The 22,535-nt window shown below is 36.5% G+C and carries 23 protein-coding genes; 8 read left to right on the top strand and 15 right to left on the bottom strand.

Annotated elements, in window-relative coordinates; all coding sequences use genetic code 11:
- Positions 1-24: 24 nt before the first annotated feature.
- The 3 genes from AC5YC8_RS04330 to ahcY form a co-directional block, all read right to left on the bottom strand.
- Positions 25-750, bottom strand: coding sequence for a 16S rRNA (uracil(1498)-N(3))-methyltransferase (locus tag AC5YC8_RS04330; protein WP_496163686.1), 726 nt, complete (start codon positions 748-750; stop codon positions 25-27).
- Positions 751-842: 92 nt separating this feature from the next.
- Positions 843-1,679: a methylenetetrahydrofolate reductase [NAD(P)H] gene (metF, locus tag AC5YC8_RS04325; RefSeq protein ID WP_496117037.1), complete on the bottom strand. Its 837-nt coding sequence runs from the start codon at positions 1,677-1,679 to the stop codon at positions 843-845.
- A 107-nt stretch (positions 1,680-1,786) separates the two neighbouring features.
- A complete protein-coding gene (gene ahcY / locus AC5YC8_RS04320) occupies positions 1,787-3,175 on the bottom strand; it encodes an adenosylhomocysteinase (protein ID WP_496163685.1) in 1,389 nt (462 codons plus the stop codon).
- 293 nt (positions 3,176-3,468) lie between these two features.
- On the opposite strand from ahcY, the gene AC5YC8_RS04315 reads away from it, so the two are divergent.
- From AC5YC8_RS04315 to AC5YC8_RS04305, 3 genes are all read left to right on the top strand, one after another.
- A complete protein-coding gene (locus AC5YC8_RS04315) occupies positions 3,469-3,909 on the top strand; it encodes a hypothetical protein (protein ID WP_496163684.1) in 441 nt (146 codons plus the stop codon).
- A 297-nt stretch (positions 3,910-4,206) separates the two neighbouring features.
- Entirely contained in the window at positions 4,207-4,971 is a 765-nt protein-coding gene (locus AC5YC8_RS04310) for a DUF481 domain-containing protein (protein WP_496163683.1), read from the top strand.
- 52 nt (positions 4,972-5,023) lie between these two features.
- A complete protein-coding gene (locus tag AC5YC8_RS04305) occupies positions 5,024-5,536 on the top strand; it encodes a peptidase C39 (RefSeq protein ID WP_496163682.1) in 513 nt (170 codons plus the stop codon).
- Positions 5,537-5,579: 43 nt separating this feature from the next.
- Here AC5YC8_RS04305 and AC5YC8_RS04300 read toward each other — a convergent pair whose 3' ends face one another.
- The 4 genes from AC5YC8_RS04300 to AC5YC8_RS04285 form a co-directional block, all read right to left on the bottom strand.
- Positions 5,580-6,098, bottom strand: coding sequence for a tetratricopeptide repeat protein (locus AC5YC8_RS04300; protein WP_496163681.1), 519 nt, complete (start codon positions 6,096-6,098; stop codon positions 5,580-5,582).
- Positions 6,099-6,205: 107 nt separating this feature from the next.
- Complete coding sequence (locus AC5YC8_RS04295) at positions 6,206-6,544, bottom strand: DUF3325 domain-containing protein (protein ID WP_496163680.1); 339 nt, start codon at positions 6,542-6,544, stop codon at positions 6,206-6,208.
- A complete protein-coding gene (locus AC5YC8_RS04290) occupies positions 6,541-8,280 on the bottom strand; it encodes a PepSY-associated TM helix domain-containing protein (RefSeq protein ID WP_496163679.1) in 1,740 nt (579 codons plus the stop codon). Before AC5YC8_RS04290 ends, AC5YC8_RS04295 begins: the two co-directional genes overlap by 4 nt.
- A gap of 1 nt (position 8,281) precedes the next feature.
- The gene (locus tag AC5YC8_RS04285) at positions 8,282-8,632 is read right to left on the bottom strand and encodes a hypothetical protein (protein ID WP_496163678.1); all 351 of its coding nucleotides are present in this window, start codon (positions 8,630-8,632) and stop codon (positions 8,282-8,284) included.
- A gap of 447 nt (positions 8,633-9,079) precedes the next feature.
- On the opposite strand from AC5YC8_RS04285, the gene AC5YC8_RS04280 reads away from it, so the two are divergent.
- Entirely contained in the window at positions 9,080-9,340 is a 261-nt protein-coding gene (locus AC5YC8_RS04280) for a hypothetical protein (protein ID WP_496163677.1), read from the top strand.
- A 139-nt stretch (positions 9,341-9,479) separates the two neighbouring features.
- On the opposite strand, the gene lipA is transcribed toward AC5YC8_RS04280, so the two are convergent.
- Positions 9,480-10,493 (bottom strand): lipoyl synthase, encoded by a 1,014-nt coding sequence (gene lipA, locus AC5YC8_RS04275; RefSeq protein WP_496163676.1) that lies wholly within the window; start codon positions 10,491-10,493, stop codon positions 9,480-9,482.
- A 211-nt stretch (positions 10,494-10,704) separates the two neighbouring features.
- On the opposite strand from lipA, the gene sthA reads away from it, so the two are divergent.
- Positions 10,705-12,120 (top strand): Si-specific NAD(P)(+) transhydrogenase, encoded by a 1,416-nt coding sequence (gene sthA, locus AC5YC8_RS04270; protein ID WP_496117029.1) that lies wholly within the window; start codon positions 10,705-10,707, stop codon positions 12,118-12,120.
- Positions 12,121-12,173: 53 nt separating this feature from the next.
- Here sthA and chrA read toward each other — a convergent pair whose 3' ends face one another.
- From chrA to map, 3 genes are all read right to left on the bottom strand, one after another.
- Positions 12,174-13,376: a chromate efflux transporter gene (gene chrA, locus AC5YC8_RS04265; RefSeq protein WP_496163675.1), complete on the bottom strand. Its 1,203-nt coding sequence runs from the start codon at positions 13,374-13,376 to the stop codon at positions 12,174-12,176.
- Between the two features lie 308 nt (positions 13,377-13,684).
- Positions 13,685-14,896 (bottom strand): MFS transporter, encoded by a 1,212-nt coding sequence (locus tag AC5YC8_RS04260; RefSeq protein WP_496163674.1) that lies wholly within the window; start codon positions 14,894-14,896, stop codon positions 13,685-13,687.
- 148 nt (positions 14,897-15,044) lie between these two features.
- Positions 15,045-15,872, bottom strand: a complete 828-nt coding sequence (gene map, locus AC5YC8_RS04255; RefSeq protein WP_496117026.1) for a type I methionyl aminopeptidase — start codon at positions 15,870-15,872, stop codon at positions 15,045-15,047.
- 210 nt (positions 15,873-16,082) lie between these two features.
- Here map and rpsB point away from each other — a divergent pair, with 210 nt between their 5' ends.
- From rpsB to AC5YC8_RS04240, 3 genes are all read left to right on the top strand, one after another.
- Positions 16,083-16,829, top strand: coding sequence for a 30S ribosomal protein S2 (gene rpsB, locus AC5YC8_RS04250; protein WP_496117025.1), 747 nt, complete (start codon positions 16,083-16,085; stop codon positions 16,827-16,829).
- A 141-nt stretch (positions 16,830-16,970) separates the two neighbouring features.
- A complete protein-coding gene (gene tsf, locus AC5YC8_RS04245; RefSeq protein WP_496117024.1) occupies positions 16,971-17,846 on the top strand; it encodes a translation elongation factor Ts in 876 nt (291 codons plus the stop codon).
- Positions 17,847-17,932: 86 nt separating this feature from the next.
- Positions 17,933-18,430 carry a DUF3465 domain-containing protein gene (locus AC5YC8_RS04240; RefSeq protein ID WP_496163673.1) on the top strand — a complete coding sequence of 166 codons (498 nt, stop codon included), beginning with the start codon at positions 17,933-17,935 and terminating at the stop codon, positions 18,428-18,430.
- 224 nt (positions 18,431-18,654) lie between these two features.
- Here AC5YC8_RS04240 and AC5YC8_RS04235 read toward each other — a convergent pair whose 3' ends face one another.
- From AC5YC8_RS04235 to AC5YC8_RS04220, 4 genes are all read right to left on the bottom strand, one after another.
- Complete coding sequence (locus tag AC5YC8_RS04235) at positions 18,655-19,269, bottom strand: septal ring lytic transglycosylase RlpA family protein (protein WP_496117022.1); 615 nt, start codon at positions 19,267-19,269, stop codon at positions 18,655-18,657.
- Between the two features lie 295 nt (positions 19,270-19,564).
- Entirely contained in the window at positions 19,565-20,566 is a 1,002-nt protein-coding gene (mltB, locus tag AC5YC8_RS04230) for a lytic murein transglycosylase B (protein WP_496117021.1), read from the bottom strand.
- 21 nt (positions 20,567-20,587) lie between these two features.
- Complete coding sequence (gene rodA / locus AC5YC8_RS04225) at positions 20,588-21,730, bottom strand: rod shape-determining protein RodA (RefSeq protein WP_496163672.1); 1,143 nt, start codon at positions 21,728-21,730, stop codon at positions 20,588-20,590.
- A gap of 135 nt (positions 21,731-21,865) precedes the next feature.
- Positions 21,866-22,516: a hypothetical protein gene (locus AC5YC8_RS04220; protein WP_496163671.1), complete on the bottom strand. Its 651-nt coding sequence runs from the start codon at positions 22,514-22,516 to the stop codon at positions 21,866-21,868.
- Between the last annotated feature and the right edge of the window lie 19 nt (positions 22,517-22,535).

The following is a 22,535-nucleotide window of genomic DNA, read 5'->3' as shown; positions in this document are numbered from 1 at the left end:
AAAAATCAATATTAATTAAAGTATTTAATGTGAATATTCAGTTAAATTAAAATTTAAGATCGATAAAGCAACAACAGGTGCTGTTTCTGTACGCAAAACACGCTCACCAATGCACCAATTTACAAAGCCTTTCGTATTTGAAAGTGTAATTTCAGCTTCACTCAACCCCCCTTCAGGGCCAATAAGTAGAGCGATATCAGGCGTTGCATCTTTTAGAACATTTACTTCATCTTTATTGGGAGCTAATACAAGTTTTGTTGTTGGAAGCTCGTTATCAAGCCATTGTTCTAAGCTAAGAGGAGCAAGAATTTTAGGAACAATATTCAAGCCGCATTGTTCGCATGCTGCAATTGCAATTCCTTGCCAGTGATCAATTTTTTTCTGATCGCGATCGTACTTTAAACGCATTTCACAGCGTTCAGATGTAAGTAATTGAATTTGAGAAACACCTAATTCTACTGCTTTTTGAATCGCATAATCCATACGATCTCCCTTACTCATTACTTGACCGAGTAGGGCTTTAAATTTAGGTGTACGGTTGTCGGCATTGAATGATTTAATAAAAACAGAAGCTGATTTTTTTGCAACTTCAGTCAGTTCAACAAGATATTCACCACCTTGTCCGTTAAACAAGATTGCTTGTTCTCCAACTTGAGCGCGCAACACTTTAACCCAGTGATGAAATACTGTTTCAGTCAGTTCAATGGTGTTATCTACTGCTAATTCAGCTTCAATAAAAAAACGTGGCATTTAAAGTGTTTCTCTCAAAATTGGAAAATAAGAACTTCTTTTAAGGTTAAATTATCAATGAAAAAATAATGCTTAAAAGAAGTTTTTAATGCTTATGCTAGACCGAGGTCTTTCACAAGTTGACGTGTAGGATCAGTTGTATTCATAGTGTAGAAGTGCAAGCTTGGTGCACCACCTTCAATAAGACGTTCGCACAGTTTAACAATTACTTCATGACCGAAAGCTTTAATACTTGCAGTATCATCACCATAAGTTGCGAGCTGCTTACGAATCCAACGTGGAATTTCAGCACCTGTACTATCTGCAAAGCGAATTAAGTTGCTTGCATTGGTAATAGGCATAATACCTGGCGCAACAGGAATATTTACACCTTCTTTTTGAATGCGATCTACAAAGTAGAAATATGCATCTGGATTAAAGAAGAATTGTGTAAGTGCTGCGTTTGCACCTGCATTAGCTTTTTCGCAGAAGCGTTTGATATCTAAATCAAAACTATCTGCTTGAGGATGCATTTCAGGATAGGCCGCAACTTCAATTTGGAAGTGATCACCTGAATGTTCACGAATAAAACGAACTAAATCTTGAGCATAAGGTAACTCGCCAAGACCGACTTGACCTGATGGTAAGTCACCACGAAGTGCAACAATACGGTCAATGCCTTGAGATTTATACAAATCAAGAAGTTCTGCAATACGAGCTTTATCATCACCAATGCATGAAAGGTGAGGGGCAACAGGTGTGCCTTTGCCGTTAAAGTCATTAATTGCAGCTAAAGTACGTTCACGAGTAGAACCGCCTGCTCCATAAGTGACAGAAAAAAACTCTGGCTTCAGTAGTTGTAATTCTTGATGAACAACACGAAGTTTTTCTGCACCTACATCTGTTTTAGTCGGAAAGAACTCAAACGAGATTGGAATTTGTTTAGACATACGCAAATCCTTTTTTATAAATACTTTTTTATTTAGACCTCTCCCTAACCCTCTCTTGCACCATATATGGCTCAGGGAGAAGACTAGGGTGAGGGGGAACTTAAAACTTAGTATTTATAAGCTTCAGCTTTGAATGGACCTTCAACAGCTACACCTAAGTAGTCAGCTTGTTCTTGAGTTAATTGAGTAAGAACACCGCCAAAACCTACAACCATTGCAGCAGCAACTTCTTCATCTAATTTCTTAGGAATAAGCTCTACACGGATTTTTGCAGCTTTTTGATCTTCAGGAAGATCAGCAAATTTCTCAGCGAACAAGTGCATTTGACCCAATACTTGGTTGGCAAAAGAACCATCCATGATACGTGATGGGTGACCAGTTGCATTACCAAGGTTTACCAAACGACCTTCAGATAAAAGGATTAAATAATCGTTTTCGTTTTCGTTTTCTGAACGATACACTTGGTGAACTTGCGGCTTAACTTCAACCCACTTGTAACCACGTAAGTAGTTGGTATCAATTTCAGTATCGAAGTGACCGATGTTACAAACAACTGCACCCGCTTTTAGTGAATCAAGCATTGCTGAATCACAAACGTGGTAGTTACCTGTAGTCGTTACGATTAAGTCGGTGTTTTGAAGAAGATCAAGGTTTACATCTTCTTTTTTACCTGTTTGAACGCCATTTTTGTATGGAGATACAACTTCGTAACCGTCCATGCATGCTTGCATTGCACAGATTGGATCAACTTCAGTTACACGTACAATCATGCCTTCTTGACGAAGAGATTGTGCAGAACCTTTACCTACGTCACCGTAACCAATTACAAGCGCACGACGACCAGATAAAAGCATATCTGTACCACGTTTGATGGCATCGTTTAGAGAGTGACGGCAACCGTATTTGTTGTCGTTTTTAGACTTAGTAACAGAATCGTTTACGTTGATTGCAGGTACTTTTAAAGTACCATCACGTAACATTTCATACAGACGCTGAACACCTGTAGTTGTTTCTTCAGTTACACCGTGAATTTTTGCAATTACTTCTGGGTATTTTTCATGAGCAAGTAGTGTTAAATCACCACCATCATCAAGAATCATGTTGGCATCCCAAGGAGTACCATTTACATTAATTTGTTGTTCCAAACACCACATGTATTCTTCTTCAGTTTCGCCTTTCCAAGCAAAAACAGGAATACCAGCAGCAGCAATTGCAGCAGCAGCATGGTCTTGAGTAGAGAAAATGTTGCATGAAGTCCAACGAACTTCTGCGCCTAATTCAACTAATGTTTCAATTAAAACAGCAGTTTGAATTGTCATGTGAATACAGCCAAGAATTTTGGCACCAGCAAGTGGTTTAGCCGCAGCATAGCGCTTACGTAAACCCATAAGTGCTGGCATTTCAGCTTCTGCAAGTTTAATTTCTTTACGGCCGTAGTCAGCTAGAGAGATGTCGGCAACTTTATAATCTGTAAATGAAGCATTAACCGCGTTCATCACGATCTCCTTAATTAAAAATAAAAAAATGATCATTATGTTCGCGGATGCCGTTGTTGATCAAAACGAATGTTTGACCGATGGTCGAGCCTAGCAATTCCACATTTAGTACCTGTGAAACGTCGCAGCACCCCTCGACTAGAGAGGTATTGTACTTTGAAAAGTGAGGATGGGAAAGTTAAGAATAAAGTTTTAGTAGTAATATTTTAGAGAGTGCATATTTGGTAATCAAGGGTGTGTTTTTTTACATTAATAAGTATAATTAATTGATTTTTAATGATATTGAGAAAAATATGAGTCAGAAAACGATTGTTGCTGTATGGAATTCAGCCAATAAAGGGAAAACAGAAACTCTTCGCAGATTGGCTATGCTATTTAAAGAGAAATTTCCTTTGGCTGTGTTTAGTTTAGTTGATATTCCTGTTGTTGGTGACTTCAGATTAATTATCACTCTAAAGGATATTAAAATTGCTATAGAGTCACAAGGTGATCCAAATACTGAACTACATGAAAGATTAATGGAGCTGGATGAGTTGGGTTGTAATTTAATAATATGTACTTGCAGAACGAAAGGAGAAACCGTTAAAGCAATAACAGATATGGAAAAGGAGTGTAACTTTGAGACGATTTGGACTAGTACTTACCAAAGTACGCAAAAAGTTGACAGAGTTAAATTAAATAATTTAAAAGCAAAACATATTTTTGAACTATTACAAGAGTTCGAGTTGCTTTAAAGTTTTTAAATCTTAAGTCTTTGTTTGTTGAAGATTAAATTTTATCTTGTAATGAATATTCTATATTTTTGAAAGATCAAAAAACTTAAATCTTAGATTTGTAAATAGTTGATCAAGAACAATTATAAAGTCTATTTTTTGACAGAACACGTTATAAAAGCATGCTTTAATCTTTGTGAAACTTTGTAAGGCTACACAGTAGTTGATTACACATTTGTAGATTTAAGTGAGTTTAATTAATTTTTACACTAAGGCTGTGATATTTTTGCGCGTTTTTTTAAATGCAGGCATAAATATATGCAAAAAATATTAATTTTAGTGGGAAGTCTTTTTGTAATACATAGCACTTATGCAGGTGTTTTAGACCCGAAAAGAACAGATCCTGGAGCAATTACAGTAGATAAAAAATTCCGCTTAGAAACAGATTTAGGCTACTTAGTGAATAATAGTCGTTCGCAAAGTGGCAGTTCAAAGCAAGACAACTTAACAGCGCACATTCTATTTCAAAAAAAATCAGGGAATTGGGGGCAAGAATTCATTTCAGATGTGGTGAGTACACATGGAAATAATTCTGATCAGAATATAGAGCGCTATTATGTTTCAGGGAAAATTTTGCATCGAGGGGAAAATGTCGTTTATCGATTTGGTAAAATTACAGCTGAAAAAGACTTAACCAGTATTTTTGATCATCAAATTACGACATCGGTGGGATGGGGTATTGATGTTTTAAAAAGTGATGATACGAGTTTGTCTTTAGAAATGGGTGGTGGTTACAGATATAGTCGCATGGAAGCTCCTCAAGATGAAAAAGCAACGCATGAGGGAACAGGAATGTTGGCAGGATTTTATAGCTATAAAATTTCTCCAGATATTCGATTTAACCAAGACATTTCATTTGAACTTGGAAAAGATTCAAAAGTATTACGCTCACGTAGCGCATTAAGTGCGGATTTAACAAAAAAGATTTCTGCTGTCGCAAGTTATAGCCTTAAAAATGTGCAGGTAGATGAAGGTAGCAATAGAGATTCGCTACTTTCCTTAGGTTTACGTTATCGATATTAAGTGCGATAAATAAAACTTACCTGTATGATTATTTGTATTTTAAGAGAAAGACATGTCAGTAGAAATACCTGAAGAATTGGCAAATCTTGAAGCGAATGGTGGCATTTATGCAGTATGGATGTTGCTACAACATTTGGGTATAGATGCTGAAGTTCAACAACTTATTGATGTATGTGGATACGATTCAGAATATGGTTCTACAACAATAAGTTTGGCCGTAGGTTTAAAAAAGTTTGGCTACAATGTTCAATTTTTTACAGATGAAGATCCAAATTTACAAGAACAAGAAAAGCGAAGTTATGTCGAAGCTGAACAGTTGAATCTACCTATTCAAAGTACAATGTCTTATGCTGATATTCAGCAAGCATTTGAACAAAATAAATTTGTCATTGTGTATTACGACACTTTAGAAGGCTTGGGAAATCATTCACTTGTTTATGATATTAATGAATCTGAAATTTGTTTCTTTGATAGTTTTGATGCAATGCCTGCACAAGTTTTTGAGCAACAACGTAAAGTAGAAGGAATTTGTCAGCAAGTGATCATTGTTGATGTTAATGCTTAAATAAAATATAAATAAAAAGCCCATCTAAAGGATGGGCTTTTTATTACTTTTGTTCAGCTTCATCGGCTTTATTTGTCCAGAAATCAGCTTTTTCTTCATTGGCATCTGTGCCTAAAGCATTTGCATAAATAAATGCTAAATCACGCATTGCTTGAACTTCACCCAATTCAGCAGCTTGAGTGACTAACTTTATAGACTTCTCTACATCTTTTTCAATGACATCACCGCGACGGTAGTAGCTTGCAAGTTCTAAAGTTGCAGCAGGATGTTTTTGCATATTGGCTTTACTTAGCCAGTAGTAGCCTAATTCAAAGTGTGCTTTAGAATCTTCTGGATCTTCTTCTGCTAAGTCTTTTGCATATACGGTATAGCCTTCACCTAGCCAATACATCGCTTCTACTTGACCATTTTCAGCAGCTTTGAGTGCCCATTCTTCAGCAAGTAGAATGTCATCATCATGCTCGCTTTGCATATAAAGCTCAGCAACTTCAAATTGAGCATTCGCATTACCAGCTAAGGCACGATTTGCTAAAGCATCAGGAATCGAGAGACGTTTAGGCATAATACTTCCATCAGAAAAATTAAAAACAGTAACAATAAAATGAAAAAGCCAATCCGAAGATTGGCTTAAACAGTATAACTGAAATTGAATCAAGCTTTAACCAATGTTTAAAATACAATAAGCAAAGCTGTAACAATAAAGATTAAACTTAAAGCAATAACGAACTTTTTAAAATGTTGTGCATAATAACTTGTAGATAAACCTACACTTAAAGCAGATAGCGTTAGAACACCAAACCAATAACTTACATTATTACTCGGCTTGCCTAATGATAGACAAATTTCAAGGCTAATGATTAAGCCACACCAACCTAAAAGCGTAGCGATACGACTTTGGCTGATGCTAAGTTCTTTATTGAAATATTGCTTTTGATGTTTAGATATTGAACTTGCTAAGCCAAAAAATCCAAGTGCAGACATTGCCCAAACACAGAAGAAAAAGATCATGCTGAAATCTCCTGTTTCTTGGTTTTTTTAGTAGGAAGAGTTGGGTGTTTTTTGACTTTGTAATATGAACATGCAAAAACAATGGCAAGTACCCACATTGCTAAGTCAAAGCTCGCAATAACCCACTGACCATAAGCAATACTATTCCAAATTGCTTGACCGCCAGTCATGAAGTTTAGAATAGGAAGGAATGCGAATAATACGGTTGCTAAAGCTAATAGTTCTAACCAAGCCTGACGTGAACTACGGAAAATTGGATAAATTAAAGTAAGTAACCAAACCACAAAGAAAGTGCGGATTTCCCAATTTAAACGCATATCCATGTCAGCAGGAATAAAACGATTGGCATAGAAGTAAGCAGCACACGCAATAGGTAAACCAATAATTGCTGCAATGTTAGTAACTTCAACTAAGCGGAAACCAAAAGATTTATAGCCTTGTTTTTGCTGTTGAGGTGCGCGTTTGACACACCACAGAATTAAACCTGTAGCGACCATAACAGAACCTACAATACCCGATAAAAACAGCAACCAACGAAGCGCAATATCTACACCACGAGCTTCATGTAAAGTCGTGAAAATATTATAAATACCCATTGGGATATTTGGATTTTTTAAGGTGCTTGAATCATCAGTTATATTTTTACCTGTAACACCGTCAAACTGTAAACTTGCATAAATATTGCGGTAAGCAACGCTTTCACCATTTAAAGCACGAAGTTCAATTTTAGCTGTATTGGTATTTGGCGCAATAATGCTGATTGTCCCAATAGGGTTGTTTTTCCATTCTTGTTGAGCATAAGCCAAAATTGAAGCAACATTTGTTAGCTCTGCAGGTTGAGTTTCTTTTTTCTCACGACCACGACGGTTTTCACCGCGTTCAGCACCTTGAGTGCGTTCTGTATTTGCTTGTTTGTTTTTATCTACAGAAGCTTCAGAAGATCTAGATTCTTTGGTATCACTTTGCTGAGATCTTTCAGCAGTCCTATTATTTTCTTGAACTAAAGCTCTGTTTTGATCTTGTAGAAATTGCCCTCTACCTTCATAAACCCTTTCTATCCCCCAAGGCATAATGGTGAAAAGTAGCAATAACAATCCACTAAAAGTAATCATAATGTGGAAGGGAAGTGCTAATACAGCCGTTGCATTGTGTGCATCCAACCAAGAGCGTTGACCTTTGCCTGAACGGAATGTGAAGAAATCTTTAAAGATTTTTTTATGCGTAATTACGCCACTAATAATAGCAACGAACATCAGTAAAGTTGCAATACCTACAATCCAACGTGACCATGTACGTGGCATACCATAAAGTTCAAAATGAAAGCGGTATAGGAAATTGCCACCACGCGTTTCACGCGCTTCTAAAGTTTGCCCTGTTACACTATCAATTGTAATGCGTGTACCGCCACGTCTTGCACGTGGATCTTCCCCTTGTTTTCGAACAACTAATGTAGTTGTATTTTGGCGTGAATTGGGGAGTTGAATACTCCATGCCGACGCATCAGGATGGTTTTTTTGCAAATAATTGAGTGCAACTTGTGTTTGTTGTACTTGAGTCGATTGAGGTGCAGATTGATGAAACTCAGGCTTCATCCATACTGTAATTTCATTTTGGAAAAAGCTCAGCGTACCAGTTACAAATATTGCGTAAAGTAACCAACCTAAAATAAGACTCGCCCATGTGTGAAGCCAAGACATTGATTGGCGAGGGCCTTCTTGTTTGCCATCTACGCGCATTTTAATTTCCTAATAATTTGTAAATAACAAACAAAATAAGACTAGGTAAAATAATCCCTAAACTTGCTTTTAGGGTTTTATTGACCATGAAAACCCAAATAAATGCAGCTGTCCAAAGAAGGAAAGCAACAATTGTTGCTCCCATAGCGGCACTACCACGGTCTGCAGTAAAAACTTCTGCAATCACAATTGCCGAGAGCATTGAGATCACGTAGCCCCCTATAAGTGCTAGTGCAAAGCGATAAAAAATCATTAAACGATAGAATAGAGTGGACTGTTTTTCTTTCGGTTTTGCGAACGCTTTCCTGGTGATAGGTGTCGCAGATAGGGTATCTATTTTAGAACTAGTCATAAGTTAAGTTTGATAGCGCTGGGTTTTGGAATATATAATGATAATGATAACAATTATTGTTTATGTGTTGAATAATTTTTTATTATTTTCTAATTTAAATAAAGGGTTGTTTATTTGGGGTTTATTTTTTTTGGTGATTTTTATCTTTTGAATTAAAGGTGATTTCTTGTCATTGGATCAATGACTATGTAAACAAATGTTAATAATGTTACAAGAACCTGTTTTTTAAATTTTAAATTTTATTTTTAAACAAACGGTTAAAATTTTTATGTATTCATTGTTCTGTAGGTATTTGATATTTAATAGTTCAATTAAGCCTTGAAGAATTCATCTAAGTGGAAGATTACATTTTTAAAAAAGCGTAACATGGAATTACAGACTTAAACTTGTTTAAAAAACACTCAAAAAATATGATTGTGCACATAAATTTAGGGTGAAGATGGGTAGATGATAGGTTTTATAAATGCTGATAAAGCAAAAATATTTGCACAAAATGTTAGTTATGATATGGCAATCTATAAACAACGTTTAGCACAATTGATTGAGGATAATGCGAAACAAGGTAATACAGCTGTATTTACAGTATTGCCAAAACACCTTCAATTGGCTGAAATTCATCGATTATCTTCAGATTTAACTCAATTGGGATATTCAATTCGATTTGAAGTTAAAGAGTTTTATTATAACTTTAATGTACATTGGAACTAAGTTTTAGCCTGTCCTGTGATAATTAATAGGGTGAATAGATAATATTTACCTTGTATACACTTTGGGTTTTCCTCCAGAATCTTAAAGTTGTAAGTATTAAAAAAGCCCTCAATATGAGGGCTTTTTAATTATGTTCTGTTTAAGCTTCAATTGCTTGAACTGCAATTTTTTTAGCGGGATCTGCTTTGCGGCGGACATTTGGTACAGGTTCGCCATAATATTGGCGGTCTGCAAAGTAACTAGAGCGAACCATTGGTGCTGCCCAAATATTGCGGAAACCAAGTTTTTGACCATGTGCAGTGTAACGCTCAAATTCTTCAGGTGTTACAAAGCGATCGATTGGTGCATGTTCTTTAGATGGTTGTAGGTATTGACCAATAGTGACGTAGTCAACGCCATGTGCGTGTAAATCATCTAATAGAGAAAGTACTTCTTCTTCAGTTTCACCAATACCGACCATTAAGCCACATTTTGTAGGAACATCTGGGCAATATTCTTTAAACATTTTGAGTAAATTTAAAGAGTGTTGGTAATCTGAACCTGGACGCATTGCTTTATAAAGGCGTGGTACAGTTTCAATGTTGTGGTTGAAGACATCAGGAGGGCATTCCGTCATAATGCGTAATGCAATATCCATACGACCACGGAAGTCAGGTACTAAAATTTCTAATAATGTTTTAGGACTTAATGCACGTGCTTCTTTAATACAATCTACAAAGTGTTGTGCGCCACCATCACGTAAGTCATCACGGTCTACAGATGTAATTACTGCATATTTTAAACCAAGATTGGCAATCGTTTCTGCCATGTGGCGAGGTTCATCTGCATCTAAGGCATTTGGACGACCATGAGCAACATCACAGAATGGACAACGACGAGTACAAATATCACCCATAATCATAAAGGTTGCAGTACCACCACCAAAGCATTCTGGTAAATTTGGGCAAGCAGCTTCTTCACAAACGGTATGAAGTTTTTGAGCACGCAAAGTTGTTTTTATACGTTGAACTTCATCAGGCGCAGCCATTTTTACACGAATCCAATCTGGCTTTCGTGGTGTTTCAACCGTAGGGATAACTTTTACAGGTATACGAGCGACTTTTTCTGCGCCACGGAGTTTTACACCCTGTTCTGGTTTACGGTTTTCAGACATATGCAACTTTTCCACTGTTTTAATAGGGGGGAAATCTTTAAAAATTTAGCTTTCCTATTATAGCGAAGTTCATCTTAAATAGGGGGAAAACAATATTCATTTAATAAATGTTGTTATCACATAATATATGTGTGCTAAATACACCAATTTGAAATAATATCAGTCATAATATAGATATGATTTACAGATAAATTTGATTAAGGAGCGTTGAATGCCACGTAAAAAAGAGGTCGTTAGTGGGAATTTCGTTAAATACGATGCAGTAGTTCTCGGTTCGGGCCCTGCGGGTGAAGGCGCTGCGATGAAACTTGCTAAATCTGGCAAGCGTGTTGCAATTGTAGATATGCGTGAGCAATTGGGTGGTAACTGTACACACGTAGGTACTATTCCAAGTAAAGCTTTGCGTCAAACGGTTTCTAGCGTCATTCGTTATCAACGTGATCCAATGTTTCAAAAAGTAGGTGATTGGAAACAATTCACTATGAAACAAGTATTGCGTAATGCACATAAAGTTATTCAACAACAAGTTGATACGCACTCACGTTTTTATGATCGTAATAAAATTGATATTTATCATGGTCGTGCTTATGTTCAGGATAAAAATACTGTACTTGTGTTTAGTCCTGATGGCATTACAGAAACAATTGTTTTTAAACAACTTGTTATTGCAACAGGTTCACGTCCATACCGCCCAGCAGGTTTAGACTTTAATCATCCACGTGTATTTGATTCAGATAAGATTCTTGATCTTGATTTTTCAATTCAAAAAATCATTATTTATGGTGCGGGTGTAATTGGTTGTGAATATGCCTCTATCTTTATTGGTTTAGATCATAAAGTAGATTTGATTAATACTCAGCCGAAACTTCTAAGCTATTTAGATGATGAAATTTCAGATGCTTTGTCTTATCACTTGCGTGAACAAGGCGTATTGATTCGTCATAACGAACAAATTGATCATTTGGAAACACATGATGATCACGTTGTGATGTATTTGCAAAGTGGTAAAAAAATTAAAGCCGATGCTATTTTATGGTGTAACGGTCGTTCGGGTAATACCGATGGTTTAGGTCTTGAAAATGTAGGTTTAACACCAAATAGCCGTGGTCAATTGACTGTAAATGATAAGTATCAAACAGAAGTTGAAAACATTTATGCTGCTGGTGATGTTATTGGCTGGCCATCTCTTGCTTCTGCTGCGTATGACCAAGGTCGTAACGCGGGCGGTAATATGAGCGGTGAAGAAGGTCTTAAACCTGTTACTTCAATTCCTACTGGTATTTATACAATTCCTGAAATTTCTTCTATTGGTAAAACTGAACAACAGCTTACTGAAGAAAAAATTCCGTATGAAGTGGGGCAAGCATCTTTCCGTTATTTAGCACGTGCACAGATTACGGGCGATACGGTGGGTGAGCTTAAAATCTTATTCCATCGTGATACTTTAGAAATTTTAGGTGTACATTGCTTTGGTAACAATGCTGCGGAAATTATTCACATTGGTCAGGCTGTAATGAATAGCCCGAACAATACGATTAAGTACTTCGTAGAAACGACATTTAACTATCCAACGATGGCGGAAGCGTATCGTGTAGCGACATTAAATGGTATGAATCGTCTGTTCTAATTTTAAAATATGAATAGCATAAAAAACCGCATTTAATATGCGGTTTTTTATTGCTAGAACGCGTGGTTAAGCATAAATAGGTAGACGATAAAGCTACCAATTAAACTTAACCAGATGGGAAGTTTGCTTTTGAGTAAAAATATAACAAGACAGATGAAAATAATATCAAAAAAATGTGAAACATATTTTTCACTCATTTGTACGGTTAAACAAAGAAGTAAACCAACAACTGCTGCATTTAATCCGGCAATAGTTTGTAATAATTTGTCGTTATTCATTAATCGTGACCAATATGGTAAGCAGCCAAATATAAGGAAAAACGAAGGTAAAAAAATTGCAATAGTTGCTAAGAGTGCATTGAATAGAGGATAAGGTGTGAATGCTAAAAAAGTACCAAGATAGCTTGCAAAGCTAAACAGAGGACCTGGCATAAGCTGAACAAGGGCATAACCTAAGTCAAAATTTGTGGAGTCAATAAGCTGACTTTCTACAAAGCTTTGATGTAGTAAAGGTAAAATAATATGACCACCCCCAAATACAAAAGAGGCGTTAGAGTAAAAATTTTGAAAACTTTGTATGAATAAATTTTGACTATTTAAAGTGGGAAGCACAAGTATGGGTAAAATAAAAAGAATTAACCAAAGGTAGTTAAAGTTTTTCTTTTTTTGAGTATGAAGTTGTTGATCTTTTGGGTTATTTGTTAATGTTTTGGTTTTTAGAAAAAAATAACTGATTAACGCGCAAAAAATTAAAGCACTTATTTGATTTGCTGGAAATGTAGAAAAATAAACAAATAAAGTTGTGAATAACATGAGTATGTATTGTGCAATAGTGTGGCAAAAACTTTGTAGCATCTGCCAAAAAGCCCATATCACAATAGCAAGTACAATTAGTTGAACAACGTGAAAAACATGAGTTGTAAGATAGGTTTGATATTCAAGCCCTAAAAATGCAGCACTACACATTAAAATTGCAGAGGGGAGTGTAAATCCGAGCCAGGAAATTATTGCACCACTATAACCCTTCAAACTATAACCAATAGCAATACCCACTTGACTACTTGTTGGACCTGGTAAAATTTGCCCAAGTGCAACTAGTTGAGCATAGTGTTGAGGATCGATCCATGCTAATTTTTTCACAAAGATGTTATGGAAAAATACTAAATGTGCAGCAGGTCCACCAAAGGAAGTACAGCCTAGTTTTAGAAAAACCCAAAACAGTTGTAGATACGAAGGGGTGAAATGAGGCCGATTCATTTTCTAAATTAATCCGTCACTTATGTAGGAGTTTTGAGTTTCGTAGCATATCTTGTTATAGATGAAATAATAATGACAAATGAATAGAATTGATTGTATATAAGGATTAAAAACGGTCTCTTTAATTATTTTGAGTGGTTTATGAAGAGATATTGAAAACAAGTAGATTTAAATGAAGTATCGCTTAATGTGCGCAAAAAGCTTGATTGAAATACTCAAATAACAGAGGTGTTTTAAGCCATAACACGATAGCCATAATCATAAAAGCAATGATTATGGTACCGATACAGAATTTGAATAATATAGGGTTAGTCATGAATAATATTTTCCTCATTCACCCAAAAATGTACGATGACACCGACTACGCTTAATGCAATTGAGAACATCCAAATCATATTGTAATTGCCAGTCATATCATGGTTTACACCACCTAGCCATCCACCAAAGAATGAGCCAATTTGGTGGGTAAAGAATACAATACCACTAAGCATAGATAAGTACTTAATACCAAACATATTGGCAACAATACCATTGGTGAGCGGTACGGTAGATAACCATAATAAGCCCATAATGATACCAAATGCGTAAACTGTCCATACGCTTAATGGCAACAATAAGAAAGCAATTATTGCAATACCTCGCAATCCGTAGAGCCACATCAGAAGCATAGGTTTTGAATACTTTCCACCAAGCCAGCCAGCGCTGTAAGTACCTACAATATTAAATAAGCCAACAAGAGCTAAAAAGATTGTACCTGTTGTTGCATTAAATCCATGATCAATCAAATAACCAGGTAGATGAATACCAATGAAAACGACTTGGAAACCACAAACTAAAAAACCGAGAGCTAAGAACCAAAATGGCTTGTGGTTTTTTGCAATGATAAGTACTTGTTTAAAGCTTAAAGCGGGTGCTGCAGAGGGTTGAGCATTTGGATCTTGATACGCTGGTGCATTAAGCATAAGTGCAAGAGGAACAATTAAAGCAATTAAAATTGCACTTACAACTAAAGCAGCCGACCAACCAATATTTTGTAAAAGTAACAGGGTAGATGGCAGCATAATAAATTGACCAAATGAACCTGCTGCACTAGCAATCCCCATGGCTAAACTACGTTTTTCAGGAGGTGCAGCACGACCAACTGCTGAAAGTAAAACAGAGAAAGAAGTTGCGGAAAGTGCTAAACCTAAAATCAAACCTGCACTTAAATTGAGTAATAAACCTGTTGAGCTTATGGACATTAGCAATAAGCCAACGGCATAAAGGAATCCACCCACAGCAACCACAATTTTACTACCGTACTTGTCTGCTAGTGCGCCAGTAAATGGTTGAGCAGCTCCCCAAATAAGGTTTTGCATGGCAATGGCTAAACTGAAGACATTGTGTCCCCAAGCAAATTCATCGCTCATAGGGACTAAATAAAGACCAAAAGCATGTCTGACACCTAAAGATAGTGCCAAAATAATGGCACTACCAATCAACATGTAGATGAGAGGTGTGGAAAATTTACTGTTCGACATGCTTGGATCCATAAGCTCTTGTAAACATAATGATAGGTGAATTATGATGTTTTAGTAATCACATATATTTGAGTTATCAATAAAATTTAGTTATAAAAATGGCTACTCGAAAGTAGCCAAATTAATATTTAAAAAGTAAGTTTTGAAATTACTTTTGAAAACGAGATAAATCTTCTTCAGGGCGAGCAGTTAATACTTCTACGCCATCTTTGGTAACAAGTAATGTGTGTTCATATTGTGCTGAAAGTTTATGGTCTTTCGTTACAACCGTCCATTTATCACCAAGAAGTTTAGTTTGCCATACACCAGCATTTACCATTGGTTCAATGGTAAATGTCATGCCTTCTTCTAAAATCATACCTGTGTCTGGTTGACCATAATGAAGTACTTGTGGCTCATCATGGAAAGTTGTACCAATACCATGACCGCAGTATTCACGTACAACGCTGAAACGTTCAGATTCAACATATTTTTGAATAGCATGACCAATATCACCCATGGTTGCACCAGGTTTAACTACAGCCATACCGCGGTACAGTGCTTCTTGTGCAACTTTACAGAGGCGATTTGCTAAAATTGTAGTTTCACCACCCACGATATACATCATGTTGGTGTCGCCGTGGAAACCATCTTTAATGACCGTTACGTCAATATTTAAGATATCGCCTTTTTTCAGTTTTTTCGCTTCAGATGGAATACCATGACAAACAACATGGTTTACAGATGTACAAATTACGTGCTGAAAAGCAGGGCGTCCTGGAGCAGCGCCATATCCTAAGCAAGCAGGAATAGCATCTTGTTTATTAACAATATAATCATGACAAATCGTATCAAGTTCAAGTGTGGTAACACCCGGAACAATATGCGGTTTGATCATATCCAAGACTTCAGCCGCTAGTCGTCCCGCAACTCGCATCTTTTCGATATCTTCTGCAGACTTAATTAAACGACGTGGTGCTTCGTAAGTATTGCTCATGATCTTTAAAAACTTTTGGAAATTTATATGTGACTATGGTATAAATAGCCGCCCATTTTATCAAATGCTTTTTCGTGAATTAATTTCACGGGCTTTGTGCGATGGGGCAATAAAATCCGCACATATATCGACACATATCTCTGGGTGCCTTTAAAAAAGGTGGAGAATGCGGATATATGGAGGCCTAACCCAAACATTAAGGTAAAGAAAATGGCAGATTACAACGTAAGCATGCGCGACCTTCTTCAAGCTGGCGCGCACTTTGGTCACCAAACACGTTTTTGGAATCCAAAAATGCGTGAATACATCTTTGGTGCACGTAACAAGATTCACATCATCAACCTTGAGCACACTGTTCCTGCGTTAAACGATGCTTTGAACTTTGTTAACAACTTAGCTAGCAAAAAGAACAAAGTATTGTTCGTTGGTACTAAGCGTGCTGCTTCTGCGATCATTCGTGAACAAGCTCAACGCGCTGGTCAACCATACGTTGATCACCGTTGGTTAGGTGGTATGTTGACTAACTGGAAAACTCTTCGTCAGTCAATCAACCGTCTAAAAGACCTTCAAGCTCAATCTGAAGATGGTACTTTCCTTAAGCTTACTAAACGTGAAGCTTTAGAACGTACTCGTGAAATGGAAAAACTTGAACGCGGTCTTGGCGGCGTTAAAAACATGGGTGGTTTACCTGATGCATTATTCGTAATCGACGTTGATCACGAAGCAATTGCAATCAAAGAAGCTAAAAACCTTGGTATTCCTGTAATCGGTATCGTTGATACAAACTCTAACCCAGACAACGTAGACTACGTTATTCCTGGTAACGATGATGCGATCCGTGCAGTAACACTTTATGCTTCTGCTATGGCTGATGCTATTCTTGCTGGTAAAGAATATGCTCAATCACAAGCAAATGCACAAGCTAAAACTCAAGAAGCTCCTGCTTCTGAGGCTTAATGCGTTTGACGCAGGCTTGTCATTTTTGCGACATGTGATCGTGGCAAACTAAGCGTTATGTATGCAGACGGCCCATAGGATACCTTTGGGCCGTTTCTGTTCTAAAAAGAATTCATTTTCTACCGAATTTAGGAGATTCTCATGACTGCTATTACTGCAAGCATGGTTAAAGAACTGCGTGATCGTACTGGTCTTGCAATGATGGAATGTAAAAAAGCTTTGACAGAAGCTGGTGGTGACGTCGAATTAGCGATTGATAACCTTCGTAAATCTGGTCAAGCAAAAGCAGCTAAAAAAGCTGGTAACATTGCTGCTGACGGTGCAATCACGATTGCTCAAGACGGTAACAAAGCACTTCTTTTAGAAGTAAACTGCCAAACTGACTTCGTTGCTAAAGACGAAAACTTTGCTGGTTTCTCTGCTAAAGTTGCTGCTGCTGCTCTTGCTGCTGGCGTAACTGATGCTGCTCAAATTGCTGAACTTAAACTTGAAGATGGCACTACTGTTGAAGAAGCTCGTATCGCGCTTGTTCAAAAAATTGGTGAAAACATCCAAGTTCGTCGTGCAACTATCGTTGAAGGCGACAACCTTGCAGTTTACAAACACGGTTTAAAAATCGGTGTAGTTGTATCATTTGCTGGTGATGCTGCAACAGGTAAAGGTTTGGCTATGCACATTGCTGCATTCAACCCTGTTGCTGTAAATGCTGAAGGTGTTTCTGCTGAGCTTATCGCTAAAGAGAAAGAAATTGCAGAAGCTAAAGCGATTGAGTCTGGTAAGCCAGCGAACATCGTTGAAAAAATGGTAACTGGTTCAGTTGAGAAATACTTGAACGAAGTTGTTCTTGAGCGTCAAATGTACGTAATTGACAACGACAAGAAAGTTGCAGAAGTTCTTAAAGCTACTGGTACTACAGTTGCTAACTTTGTTCGTTTCGAAGTTGGTGAAGGTATCGAGAAAAAAGCTGAAATGAGCTTTGCTGAAGAAGTTGCTGCTGCTCAAGCTGCTGCTAAATAATTTTACTGAATAAGTAGATTATTTAAAAAAAGCCCCCTTAGGGGGCTTTTTTTATGCTTAAAATAAAGAAAAATGAAGGAATTATTATGGCTAATAAAACAAATTTAACGATTGGTGGTGTAATTGCAATTTTAGTTGCTGCGTATTTTGGATTAGATGCTCAACAAAATAATACTGTTTCTAAAACAGCATTACAGGAAAGTAACATCGAGCCAAATACATTACAAGGTAGTTCCGTTGTAGAGCAAAATGGAACTCGTATTATTGAGCATGCGTTTAACAATAAGTTGAGCAATATACAGGTTGAAGGTGCAGGGAGAGTTATTGCTATATTGCCTGATGATAATGAGGGATCAAGACATCAAAAATTCATTTTAGAGTTGGAAAATGGTCAAACGATATTGGTTGCACATAATATTGATTTGGCATCACGATTATCAAATTTAAAAAAGGGAGATCGGGTTGAATTTTTTGGTGAATATGAGTATTCACAAAAGGGTGGGGTGATACATTGGACACATCATGATCCACGCAAAAAGCATCCTGATGGATGGTTAAAACATGCTGGAAAAACGGTAAAATAGATTGAGAAAAATATAAAAAGTTAAATGTGCTCTATTTTGCGGAATTTAAGCTGTTTTTTATTATTATGCTAGTTAGGTAGCAAAAAAATAAAAAACTTCGAAAAATGAGCAACTGTGAAGAATTTTGATGGGTTTTTGGCTTGATAGATTACCTAAATATTATAAATATAAAAAAAGCCACGTAAATCGTGGCTTTTTATCAAATGTTGTTTGCAGTAAAAAAATTAAGAATTTGGACCAGCAACACGTTCGATACTTACTTTTGCTTGACCTGCATTTGTGAAGCCAAGTTGTTTTGCTGCACCGTAAGATAAATCAAGAACACGGTTACCATGGAATGGACCACGATCGTTTACTTTAACAACAACACTTTTTCCTGTTGAGTTATTTGTAACGCGAATATAACAGTTCAAAGGCAATGTACGATGCGCTGCAGTCATAGCATTCATATCGAAAGTTTCGCCACTTGCAGTTTTACGACCGTGAAATTGACGACCGTACCAAGAAGCAACACCTGTTTGGCTGAATTTACGAACAGTGTTTGATGCAACTGTATTTAACTTTTCAATCACAGAAGGCTCTTCTGCTGGAATTTCAATTTTCGCAGCAATTGTTTGACGACGGATTTTGTCGGCAGAACGCTCAGTGATTGAAAGGCTATTTAAATTTGAAAGGTGTGAGTTAAAGTTTTGAGTATCTTTATTTAAGACACGCGCAGCTAAACCTGAATTTTCAGTGCTATTCATCAATGATGACGATTGCACCATTTCTGCTTGAGACTGGCTTAATGTAAATAAGACCGTCGAGGCAGCAATTAAAGATTTCAGCGAAGAATGCATTATTGATTAAACTCCTAGGCATTTTTTAAGTTATTTCAACAGTTTGATCTATTGAAAATGCAGAAATGATGCCAATTTTTTCACTTTTGCAACTACATTTGACGAGTAGGATAATATTCATCCAGATATAAATGTGTCTAGTCTGAGGTTTAAAATAGTTGTAAAAAGTCTAAAAAGTGTGTTTTTTTGATTAATAAATAAACAAAGATGTAACAGAGTATATAATATGATTAAAAAATAATCAATAAGTTAAATAAAATTATTGACTTTTGTTAGTTCGATTAAAAAGCTGGTCTTATCGACCAGCAACTTCTGTACCTAAAAGCCACAGTGCTGTGGCATACATACGACTTCTGTTATAAGTTGTAATGACCTGAAAGTTTGGGTAAGTAATGTAGTAAATGGGTCCGTGGCTTTCTTGTAGTTGGATGACATTGACTAAGTCGAGGTCATCAATTTTGACTAAGGGATTTAATGGTGAAATACCTTGAGTTTTTAATACACCATAGGGAACTGGTTGTGTTAAATCTTTTGCAATAATGGAATCTGGATCATTTCCTGTGTATCGAGCTTGGAATGCAATGGGTTGATCACGTTGCCAACCATTTTGAGCAAGGTAGTTAGCAATTGAACCAATTGCATCTACCGCTGAGTTTCTTAAGTCGACATGTCCGTTGTTGTCATAATCTACGCCAAAAATAGGGATGTTACTTGGCATAAATTGGGGATAGCCAACAGCACCAGCATACGAACCTACAATTGAGTTAGCTGTAACACCATCTTTATATGACCAAGCAATCAGTGCGGCTAATTCATCTTGGAAATATTGAGCGCGTCTTTCATAGCCAAAACCTAAGGTCGCTAAGGCATCGCGGGTAACAAAAGATCCTTTATTCGATCCATAACCTGTTTCAACACCTAAAATACCTAAAATGATCGATTGTGGCACACCAAATTGCTGTTCGGCTCTATTTAAGGTGTCTGCATATTGATTCTTAAAACTTACTCCACGTCGAATTGTGCCTTCAGACAAGAAATTAGTTTTATAGGAATACCATGGTTTGCTTTCACCTGGGCGATTCATGATATTAATAATATTTGGGAGGTTCTTAGCGCCATCCATTGCCCAGTCGACTTGTACTTCGGAAAGTCCATACTTTTGCATGGTTTTTTGTTTAAAGTTCTGGTATTCGGGTGTTGATTTAAAGTCATTGGCATGACAAAAACTCGTCATTGAAAATGAACCAAGTATTAATGGTAAATATATTATTTTTTTATAGAATTTTAGGGTAGACATAAATACTAAGTTCCAAGCGTACTATCTGTGTGTATAGATTGACATGACGATGCCAAAGGATGCCATTAAGGTAATAATTGCTGTACCACCATAACTCATAAATGGTAGAGGAATACCTGTAACAGGTAATATACCGCTAACCATGCCTGCATTCACAAAAACATAAACGAAAAAGGCTAGTCCTAAGCCACCTGATAGCAATTTTCCGTAATTATCGAGTGAAAGCATACTAATTTGCATGGTTCTTACAATAATTGCAAAATAAAGTAGCATTAAAATCATAATACCAATAAAACCAAACTCTTCTGAGAAGGCTGCAATAATAAAATCGGTATGTCCTTCGGGTAAATAATGTAAATGCGATTGCGTACCCGATAAAAAACCTTTACCTGAAAATCCACCTGAGCCAATTGCAATTTTTGATTGAATAATGTTCCATCCAGAACCTAAGGCATCTGCTTCAGGATTAAATAAAGTCATCACACGTTTTTTTTGATAATCGTGTAATAAAAACTCCCAGAAAAAAGGAATAACTATAGCAACGCTTGTTCCTGCAAAAGCAATTAAACGCCAAGATAATCCACTTAAAAATAAGACAAAAACACCGCTTGCTAATACAAGGGCAGATGTCCCAAGATCGGGTTGTTTGGCAATCATTAAAAAGGGTAAAATAATAAGAATTAAAGTAAAAATAATACGTAAAAAAGAAGGTGGTAAACCACGTCTTGAAACAAACCAAGCTGCCATCATAGGCATTGCAATTTTCATAAATTCACTTGGTTGAACACTTCCGAAACCGGGGATGTCAATCCATCGTTGTGCGCCCATACGCACTTCGCCAATGACAAAAACTAATCCTAAAGCAATTAAGCCAAATAGATAGAAGAAGGGAGTAAAAGCCTCGTAAACTTTGGGTTGAATTTGTGCAAGCGAAATCATGACAATAAAGCCAATACCAAAGCTCATCATTTGCTTAGAGAGCATAAGAACATTTTCGCCAGATGCACTATATAAAGTAATAAATCCTAATAATGCGGTCAGCGAAATGAATAAGCATAACCATGGATCTAAATGGAGACGCTGAAATATAGATAATTTATTAGAATTGCCTAAACCATTACGAGGCGAATAGCGCAAAAACTTATATTGAATGTCTGATGACATAGCTAAATATAGGATTAATTGTAATGTTTTGGATGCTAGCACATGAAAGTGATGATGAATAATGAATCTATAAATATTGATACAAAAAAACCTAGCAGTGCTAGGTTTTTTTGTATTTCGAGAGTTAATAGACAATTAATTGTGAAATAAAGTGTCATGATATTCTGCAAGAATACGTAACTCATCTTTCGTTAGGTTTAAGAAGATTTTATCCGTTGCAATATGAACAGCTTTGGTTACAGCAGAGGCACCAATATCTGAAGCTTTGCGTTTAATCATGCCTAAATCTAAAGTTTTATTAAAATCAATCATAAAGTGACGCACAGTAGCATCAGCAAACTGTTTATAGAGTTCAGCTAAAGCCGCCTTATTTACATCATTTCCTGCTTTAATTTCTGAAAATGTCATCTTTAAGTTTGTAACTAAGTTTGCATCTAAGTTTTCACCAACACGGAGATTACCTTGAGCATCTTTAAATAGGCTTTTATATGAAAACTCGATCGATTGTTTAATCACATCATTCGAAGCTTTGCTCATAAGCTGCTTTAGTAAAACCGCAACGGAAGATTTGATATAACCAGCCAATTTTTCAGCGGTATCACGTTTGTCACTTTGTGGAAAGAGACGAACAAGCTCAGTTAAAATAGCATCAATGATTTCATCATTAATAAGTAAGGCTGTTTTATCACGAAGTGGATAAAGAGGCTCACTTGAGTTTCTTTTTTGCTGGGCAATTTCAATGCTGTCTAAAAGTTCTTTAGATGGAATAAATCCAAAAAATGGCATAGTTGTTCAACCTCAATGT

The organism is Acinetobacter sp. FY731, from assembly GCF_059515905.1.
The sequence above is the reverse complement of the archived record's forward strand: the minus strand, read 5'-3'. Positions and strand labels throughout refer to the sequence as shown.